7 protein-coding genes are annotated in these 8,946 nt (G+C 70.4%); 1 reads left to right on the top strand and 6 read right to left on the bottom strand.

The features are described 5' to 3' along the window. Window positions 1-11 precede the first annotated feature (11 nt). From CQZ88_RS21670 to CQZ88_RS21685, 4 genes are read right to left on the bottom strand one after another with little or no spacing between them, the layout of a single operon-like run. Window positions 12-803 (bottom strand): ABC transporter ATP-binding protein, encoded by a 792-nt coding sequence (locus CQZ88_RS21670; protein WP_037201731.1) that lies wholly within the window; start codon window positions 801-803, stop codon window positions 12-14. 29 nt (window positions 804-832) lie between these two features. Continuing rightward, entirely contained in the window at window positions 833-1,873 is a 1,041-nt protein-coding gene (locus CQZ88_RS21675) for an ABC transporter ATP-binding protein (RefSeq protein WP_065922517.1), read from the bottom strand. Next, window positions 1,866-2,855 carry a branched-chain amino acid ABC transporter permease gene (locus CQZ88_RS21680; protein ID WP_029544009.1) on the bottom strand — a complete coding sequence of 330 codons (990 nt, stop codon included), beginning with the start codon at window positions 2,853-2,855 and terminating at the stop codon, window positions 1,866-1,868. The genes CQZ88_RS21675 and CQZ88_RS21680 overlap by 8 nt, the downstream gene beginning before the upstream one ends. Window positions 2,856-2,860: 5 nt before the next feature. Beyond that, window positions 2,861-4,147, bottom strand: a complete 1,287-nt coding sequence (locus tag CQZ88_RS21685; RefSeq protein ID WP_102800302.1) for a branched-chain amino acid ABC transporter permease — start codon at window positions 4,145-4,147, stop codon at window positions 2,861-2,863. 260 nt (window positions 4,148-4,407) lie between these two features. Between CQZ88_RS21685 and polA the strand changes: the two genes are divergently transcribed. Further along, window positions 4,408-7,134 (top strand): DNA polymerase I, encoded by a 2,727-nt coding sequence (polA, locus tag CQZ88_RS21690; RefSeq protein ID WP_065922518.1) that lies wholly within the window; start codon window positions 4,408-4,410, stop codon window positions 7,132-7,134. A 65-nt stretch (window positions 7,135-7,199) separates the two neighbouring features. On the opposite strand, the gene trxA is transcribed toward polA, so the two are convergent. Continuing rightward, a complete protein-coding gene (trxA, locus tag CQZ88_RS21695; protein ID WP_006941139.1) occupies window positions 7,200-7,571 on the bottom strand; it encodes a thioredoxin in 372 nt (123 codons plus the stop codon). A gap of 140 nt (window positions 7,572-7,711) precedes the next feature. Next, window positions 7,712-8,719 (bottom strand): GlxA family transcriptional regulator, encoded by a 1,008-nt coding sequence (locus tag CQZ88_RS21700; protein WP_102800296.1) that lies wholly within the window; start codon window positions 8,717-8,719, stop codon window positions 7,712-7,714. Window positions 8,720-8,946 lie beyond the last annotated feature (227 nt).

Below are 8,946 nucleotides of genomic sequence, written 5' to 3' on the forward strand. Positions count from 1 at the left end.
TCGTCCACCCGTCAGCTGCGCTTCTTCTCCTGGCTGCCCGCGAGCGTCCCGAGGTACAGCTCGACGACCTTCGGGTCGTGCATGAGATTCGGCCCGGTGTCGGTGTACGCGTTGCGGCCCTGGTCGAGCACGTAGCCGCGGTCGCAGATCTGCAGGCACCGTCGCGCGTTCTGCTCGACCATGATGATCGACACCCCCGCGGCGTTGATCTTCTTGCAGCGGATGAACACCTCGTCCTGGAACATCGGCGACAGGCCCGCCGACGGCTCGTCGAGCAGCAGCACGGACGGATCCATCATCAGCGCCCGGCCCATCGCCACCATCTGCCGCTCACCGCCGGACAGGGCACCGGCCTTGACCTTGCGGCGCTCACCGAGGAGCGGGAACAGCTCCGCGACGAACGCGAAACGTTCCTCGAACTTCTTGGGCCGCAAGTAGATTCCCATCTCGAGGTTCTCCTCGATGGTCAGTGACGGGAACACGTTACGGGTCTGCGGCACGTAGCCGAGGCCCTTGCGCACCAGTACGTGCGCGGGCGCGGCGGTGATGTCGTCGCCGCGCAGCGTCACCGTGCCGCGGCGCACCGGGATCAACCCGAACAGCGCCTTGAGCAGGGTCGACTTGCCGGCGCCGTTGGGTCCGATGATGCCGACGATCTCGCCGTCGCGGAGGAAGAAGTTGCAGCCGCGCAGGATGTCGACACCGGGGAAGTACCCGGCGACGATGTCGTCGGCGCGCACCAGCGCCCCCTCGGCGAGACGGGCGTGCTCCTCGGGAGTGGCCGCGCGCTCGGCCGCGGTCATCTGCGCCGGGCTGGGGGAGGGCGTCTCGCTCACGGCTTCTCCTGCGTCGGAGGCTCGGTACCGGTCTCGGGCTGCCCGGCCGCGCCGGGCATGTCGGCGAGGACGGTGGCGCTCGGTTCGGACAGGTCGCCGCCGGACTCGAGGGTGTGGGCCTCGGCCTCCTCGATCGCCACGGCGAGCGCGGCCGTGGCGCCGACGGGGTTGCCCTCGTCGTCGAACTCGAGCGCCTGGTCGTGGTGGCTGCCCAGGTAGGCGTCGACGACGGCCGGACTCGAGGACAGCTGGTCCGGCGGGGCCTCGGCGATCACCGAGCCCTGGGCCATCACCACCACCCAGTCGGAGATGTCGCGGATGACGTCCATGTCGTGTTCGACGAACACCACGGTCATCCCGTCGTCGCGCAGGGCCTTGATGTGCCCGAGGAGGCTCTGCGTCAGCGCGGGATTGACCCCGGCCATCGGCTCGTCGAGCATCACCACCGTCGGCTCGGTCATCAGGGCCCGCGCCATCTCGAGGAGCTTGCGCTGCCCGCCGGACAGGGAGCCGGCCAGGTCGTCGGCCTTCGCGTCCAGGGCGAACCGCGCCAGCAGTTCGCGAGCCCGCTCGGTGACGGCGCGTTCCTGCCGGTGCCACATCCACGGCAGCAGCGCACCGAGCATCCGTTCCCCGCGCTGGCCCGTCGCGCCGAGCCGCACGTTGTCGAGCACCGTCATCTTCGACAGCGCCTTGGTCAGCTGGAACGTCCGCACGATCCCGCGGCGCGCCAGCTGGTGCGGGTGCAGGCCGCCGAGCGGCATTCCGTCCATGCTCCAGGTCCCCGTGTCGGGGCGGTCGAAGCCGGTGAGCAGGTTGAACAGCGTGGTCTTGCCTGCGCCGTTCGGCCCGATCAGCCCGGTGATGCACCCCCGCTGAATCTCGAGGTGCGCCACGTCGACCGCTCTGAGGCCGCCGAAGGTGCGGGAGAGCCCGTCCACCACGAGGATCGGATCCGGTTTGGCCGCGCCGGGCTCGCGTGCCACGGAGTCGAACAGCGCGGAGCGCTGCGCCGCGGAGAGGGTCGCGTCAGGCATCGAGCTGCACCTCCCGCTTGTTGCCGAGGATGCCCTGGGGCCGGAACACCATCATGACTGCGATGAGCACACCGAGGAGGATGTAGCGCATCGCCCCGACCTGCTGCTCGGACAGGGCCAGCAGCGGGTCCGGGCCCGAGATGGACTGGCGTAGCAGGGCATCGGGAACGGTGAGCAGGAACCAGAACAGCATCGCGCCGAGCACGGGACCGAACACGGTGGCGGCGCCACCGAGGATCAGGGCGCCGAAGGCGAAGAACGTCTGCGCGGTGGAGTAGAAGTCGGGGTTGATCGACTTGGTCTGCAGCGCGTTGAAGACGCCGCCGAGCCCGCCGATCATGCCGCCGAGCACCAGCGCCTGCATCTTGTACACGAACACGTTCTTGCCGAGCGATCGGGCGGCGTCCTCGTCCTCGCGGACGGCCTTGAGGACCCGGCCCCACGGGCTGTGGCTGAGCAGATACACCAGCCCGCACAGCAGCAGCACCAGGGTCCAGCCCACGACCATCGCCCACAGGTCGTCGCCGTAGAACCGCATCCCGAGCAGCGAGTACTGCCGCCCGGAGTCGAACGGGCTGAGCTGCGTGAACGGCCCGGCGAACCCGAACAGGCCGTTCGTCGAGCCGGTCACCGGATCCGAGGCGGTGGACCGGAACACCAGCCGCAGGATCTCGGAGGCGGCGATGGTGACGATGGCGAGGTAGTCGGCGCGCAGCCGCAGCGTGGGGATGCCCAGCACCAGGGCCAGCAGGGCCGAGGCGGCCAGGCCCACGAGGATGCCGAGCCACAGCGGCTGGTCGTAGGTGACGGTCATGATCCCGACGCCGTACCCGCCGAGCAGGGCGAACCCGATCTGGCCGAAGTTGAGCAGTCCGGCGTACCCGAAGTGCAGGTTCAGCCCGATGGCCAGCAGCGCGTAGAAGATCGCCGACGGCCCGATCAACTGGGCGAAGGAAACCTGGAGAACGGCAGCGATGTCCACGGCGGTCACCCGACCCTTGCCCGGCTGCCCAGGATGCCCTGGGGCCGGACGACGAGGATGAGGATCAGCACGAGCAGGCCGCCGATGTACTTCAGGTCGGGGTTGATGACCAGCGTCGACAACTGCACCAGCAGGCCCACGATGACGCAGCCGAGCAACGCCCCGTACGCGGTGCCGAGGCCGCCGAGGGTGATCCCGGCGAACATCAGCAGCAGCAGCTTGAAGCCCATCTCCCACTGCACGCGGCCCCCGAGCTCGGACAGGCCGAAGAGCACGCCGCCCAGGGCGGCCAGCCCACCGCCGAGGGCCCACACGAACCGGACGACGCGTTCGACGTCGATGCCGGAGGCGGCCGCCAGATCCCGGTTGTCGGCCACCGCCCGCATCGCCTTGCCGATGCGGGTGCGCTGGATGAGCAGGGCCACCCCGACCAGCACGACGAGGCTGACCACGATGCAGGCCAGGTTCACCGGGGTGATCGCGATCGGACCCCATTCCAGCTGGCGCTGGCCCTGATAGTCGGCGAACGCCTCGGCCCGGTCGGAGAACAGCGCGAGGATCAGGTAGCGCAGCGAGATCGCCAGGCCGATGGACACGACCAGCTGTGCGATGAGGCCGGTGCGCCGGCGCCGCAGGGGCGCCCAGATCAGCCCGTTGTTGAGCAGGCCGATGACGATGCCCACCACGATCGCGAGCAGCGTCGCGGGGATCAACTGGATACCCAGGCTGACGTTGAAGATCCACGCGGCCACCGCGCCGAGGGTCACGAGCTCGCCGTGCGCGAAGTTCGTCAGACCGGTGGTTCCGAAGATCAGGCTCAGCCCGACCCCGGCGATCGCGATCACGAGGCCGAACCGCAGTCCGTCGACGACGGTGCGGATCAGCGTCTCCCACCCCGAGGTGGCGAACCCGGACCGCGACTCGCCGAACGAGAAGATGACCGTGTTCGCCCGGCCGGCGGCGACGTCGCGCTGCACGGCGGCCTGCACGCTCACCCCCTCGGGAAGGGACTGCTCGTCCACCTCGAACGTGTAGGTGCCGGGGGGTACGGTCATCTGCCAGCGCCCGTCGGGCGCCGAGGTGGCCCGGGCGACCTCGGCGCCCGCGGCGTCGCGGGCCCGGACCGTGACCCCGCCGAGGCGCTGCCCGGCGTTGTTGAGACTGCCACTGACCCGCACCTCCTCGCTCGGCTGCGGCGCGGTGGTGGTCGGCGCCGGGGGTGGGGTGGGTTCCTGCGCGGAGGCCGCCCCGGCTCCGACACCGGCGAGCGAGAGTGCGACGAGCAGGAGCAGGAGCGTCGGGGCAAGCCGAGGTATCGGTGGTCGCCCCCGGAGCGGCACGGATGGGGCCACGCAGGTCCTCCGGATCACGTCGGGTCGTCGAGCGCGGCGCCGGGGGACCGGCGTCGTGGAACCGGACTTTAGCGGCTGCAACCGCTTTCCACGGGGCTCTGCGATTTCCGCCGCGTATCTGTTCTGTTTCGGGTGCCGCGCCGAGCGCACGGTCGCGGAGGGGCCCGGGTTGTCCGAGCCGGTCCCTAGACTGAGGAACCGTGACTCGTGCATCCACCTCCTCCGCGCCCGCCGCCGCCACCGCCGGCGACCGACCGACCCTGTTGCTGCTCGACGGGCATTCCCTGGCGTTCCGCGCGTTCTACGCCCTGCCGGCGGAGAACTTCAAGACCCACAGCGGCCAGACCACCAACGCGGTGTACGGGTTCACCTCCATGCTCATCAACCTGCTGCGCGACGAGCAGCCCACCCACGTCGCCGCGGCCTTCGACGTCAACCGCGACACATTCCGGGCGGCGGCGTACCCCGAGTACAAGGCCAATCGCAGCTCGGCGCCCGACGAGTTCCGCGGTCAGGTCGACATCACCAAGGACGTGCTCGAGGCGCTGGGCATCCCGGTGATGGCCGAGCCCGGCTACGAGGCCGACGACATCATCGCGACCCTGGCCACGCAGGCCGCCGCCCAGGGGTACCGGGTGCTCGTCGTCACCGGCGACCGGGACTCGCTGCAGTTGGTCACCGACGACGTGACCGTCCTCTATCCTCGGCGCGGGGTGTCGGACCTGACCCGGTTCACGCCCGGGGCGGTGGAGGAGAAGTACGGCCTGACCCCGCAGCAGTACCCCGACTTCGCGGCGCTGCGCGGGGATCCGAGCGACAACCTGCCCTCGATCCCGGGGGTGGGGGAGAAGACCGCCGCCAAATGGATCCGCGAGTTCGGCAGCCTCACCGAGCTCGTCGACCGCGTCGACGAGGTCCGCGGGAAGACCGGTGACGCCCTGCGCGCACACCTGTCCAGCGTGCTGCTCAACCGTCAGCTCACCGAGATGGTGCGGGACATGGCCCTGCCCTACACCCCCGATCAGCTGGCCCTGACCCCCTGGGACCGTGACCGCATCCACCGGCTGTTCGACGACCTCGAGTTCAAGGTGCTGCGCGACCGGCTGTTCGCGACCCTCAGCTCGGTCGAGCCGGAGGCCGAGGAGGGCTTCGAGGTGCGCGGCGGCGTGCTCGAGCCGGGCACGCTCGCCGGATGGCTCGCCGCGCACGCCGTGCCGGGCGTGCGGCACGGCATGGCGGTGCTCGGTTCCTGCATCCCGTACGGCGGCGACGCCACGGCCGTGGCGATCGCCGCGGCCGACGGTGAGGGCGCGTACGTGAGCACCACCACCCTCACGCCCGAGGACGAGGCGGCGCTCGCCGCCTGGCTGGCCGACGCGGCCGTGCCCAAGGCGCTGCACGAGGCGAAGGCGGCCCTGCACGCACTGCGGGGCCGCGGGTGGACGCTGGCCGGGGTCACCAGCGACACCGCCCTCGCCGCCTACCTCGTGCGTCCCGGTCAGCGCACCTTCAACCTCGACGACCTGTCCCTGCGCTACCTCAAGCGGGAGCTTCGGGTGGAGGAGTCGGGGGAGCAGCAGCTCTCGCTGCTCGACGACGCCGACGCCGCCGACGCGAAGGCCGCGGAGGCGGCGATTCTGCGGGCCCGGGCGGTGGTGGACCTCGCCGCGGCCCTGGACACCGAGCTCGAGGGGATCGAGTCCACCGCCCTGCTGACCGACATGGAACTGCCCCTGCTGGGTGTGCTCGCCGACCTCGAGACGACCGGAATCGCGGTCGAGGCCGGACGGTTGGACGACCTGCAGTCCGGCTTCGCCGCGGACGTCGCCGCCGCGGCGTCGGCCGCCTACGACGTGATCGGCAAGCAGATCAACCTCGGCTCACCGAAGCAACTGCAGGTGGTGTTGTTCGACGAGCTGGGGATGCCGAAGACGAAGAAGACCAAGACCGGCTACACCACCGACGCCGAGGCGCTGCAGAATCTGTTCGAGCAGACCGGGCACCCGTTCCTCGAGCACCTGCTCGCGCACCGGGAAGCGATGAAGATGAAGACCACGGTCGACGGCCTGGTCAAGTCCATCGCCGACGACGGCCGGATCCACACCACCTTCAACCAGACCGTGGCCGCCACCGGCCGGTTGTCCTCGACCGAGCCGAACCTGCAGAACATCCCGGTGCGCACGGAGGCGGGCCGGCACATCCGCGACGCGTTCGTCGTCGGCCCCGGCTACGACCTGTTGCTCACCGCGGACTACAGCCAGATCGAGATGCGGATCATGGCGCACCTCTCCGGCGACGAGGGCCTGATCGAGGCGTTCAACACCGGCGAGGACCTGCACAGCTTCGTCGGTTCCCGGGCGTTCGGGGTGCCGATCGAGGAGGTCACTCCGGAGCTGCGGCGACGGGTCAAGGCGATGTCGTACGGGCTGGCCTACGGGCTCAGCGCGTACGGGCTGGCGCAGCAGCTGAAGATCTCCACCGAAGAGGCCCGCGAACAGATGGAGGCCTACTTCAACCGCTTCGGCGGCGTGCGCGACTACCTGCACGCCGTCGTCGAGCAGGCCCGCAAGGACGGCTACACCTCCACCCTCTACGGCCGCAGGCGCTACCTGCCGGATCTGAACAGCGACAACCGTCAGCGCCGGGAGGTCGCCGAGCGGGCCGCGCTCAACGCCCCGATCCAGGGCACCGCCGCCGACATCATCAAGGTCGCGATGATCGACGTGCAGGCGGCGCTGCGCGGGGCCGGGTTGCGCTCGCGCATGCTCCTGCAGGTGCACGACGAACTGGTGCTCGAGGTGACCGCCGACGAGCGCGAACAGGTGCAGCAGCTGGTGCGGGACAAGATGGCCTCGGTCATCGACCTGTCGGTTCCGCTGGACGTCTCGGTCGGCTTCGGGCGCAGCTGGGACGCCGCCGCGCACTGACCCCGACACGGCGGTGCGCACGTCCCGTCGCCCTGTCGCGGCGGGACGTGCGCACCCGGGGTCGCTCAGCCCTGCTTCTGGTTCTGTTCGGCGATCTGGCGGCGCACCTCGTCCATGTCGAGGGCCTTGACCTGGGTCACGAGGTCCTCGAGCGCGGCCGGGGGCAGGGCGCCGGCCTGGTTGAACACGAGGACGCCTTCGCGGAACGCCATGATCGTCGGGATGGACCGGATGTTCGCCGCCGCCGCGATGCCCTGTTCGGCCTCGGTGTCCACCTTGGCGTGCACGACATCCGGATGCTTTTCCGACGACGACTCGAAGGTGGGGGCGAAGGAGCGGCACGGCCCGCACCACGATGCCCAGAAGTCGACGAGAACCACGTCGTTACCGGTGATGATGTCGTCGAAGTTCTGCTGCGTGAGAGTCTGGGTGGCCACGGGGATCCTTTCGGTCGGGTACTGATCGCGTCAACGTCGTGTCGCGACCGTTTCTTCCCGCGGGTACCCGTTCTGCCCGTCCATACCCCCGTCGATACCTGCTGCGCCGGCTCCGAGCGCGTCCGTGGGCACCCGGTGGGTCACCGCACGCGGGCGGGTTCGGTGCGGAAGGTGCGACGGTAGCTGTGCGGGGTGGTGCGGCGCAGGCGCAGGAAGTGCTGCCGCAGGACCGCGGCCGTCCCGAAGCCGACGCGGTCGGCGATGACGTCGACGGGCAGGTCGGTGGTCTCGAGCAACCGTTGGGCCGCGAGGACCCGTTGATCGCGCAGCCAGCGGGCGGGCGTCGTCCCGGTCTCGGCCAGGAACCGCCGCGCGAAGGTCCGCGCGGACATGTGCGCCTTCGCGGCGAGCGCCGCCACGGGCAGATCCTCGTCGAGGTGCTCGGCCATCCAGTCGAGCAGGGGTGCGAGTGTCTCGGCGGGTGCCGTGGGCAGCGGCATGGCGACGTACTGGGCCTGCCCGCCGTCGCGGTGCGGCGGGACCACCATCCGGCGCGCGATGCCGTTGGCCACGTCGGAGCCCTGTTCCTTGCGGACGATGTGCAGGCACAGGTCGATTCCGGCGGCGGTGCCGGCACTGGTGAACACCGGGTCGTCGTCGACGTAGAGCACGTCCGGATCGACCTTCGCGGCCGGGAAGCGTTCGGCCAGCCGCGGGGCGTGGCGCCAGTGGGTGGTGCAGCGGCGATCGTCGAGCAGGCCGGCGGCGCCCAGCACGAACGCTCCCGTGCACAGGCTCGCGACCCGCGTGCCACGGTCCACCGCCGCCCGCAGCTTGGCGAACAGCGGCTGCAGGTCGGCGATCTCGTCGGCGACGCCGCACACGAACGACTCGTCCAGGTCGGCGATTCCGGTGCCGCCGGCGGGAATCACGATCAGATCCGCGTCGTCGAGGCGATCGAGATCGTAGGGGACGTCGATCGTGTACCCGAACCGGGTGGTGACCGGGCGGGGGCTGCCCGCGACGAGGCTGAAGTCGTACACGGGCAGCCCGTCGTCGGATCGGTCGAAGCCGAACACCTCGCAGGCGACGCCGAGTTCGAAGGCCTCGGTGCGGGGCAGCAGCGGCACGACCACCGTCGTCAGCATGCCGCCCAGTCTGCCACCAGGTTGGCCGGAAATCGACGATACGTGTCGTTTCTGCCGCTGTCGGCGGGTCGGGCCGGGGACCAGGCTGAGACCATGACCGTCCTCCTGTTCGTCCTCGTCGTGTTCGTGGCGCTCGACGCCCTGGCGCTGGCCGGCCGGACGCCCGATACCCACCGCGAGGAAACCCAGTTCGGCGACTACCGCGTCTGACCCGGCACCGGGCCGCG

Origin of the sequence: Rhodococcus sp. ENV425 (assembly GCF_002887785.1) — a bacterium.
GTDB lineage: Bacteria > Actinomycetota > Actinomycetes > Mycobacteriales > Mycobacteriaceae > Rhodococcus > Rhodococcus aetherivorans.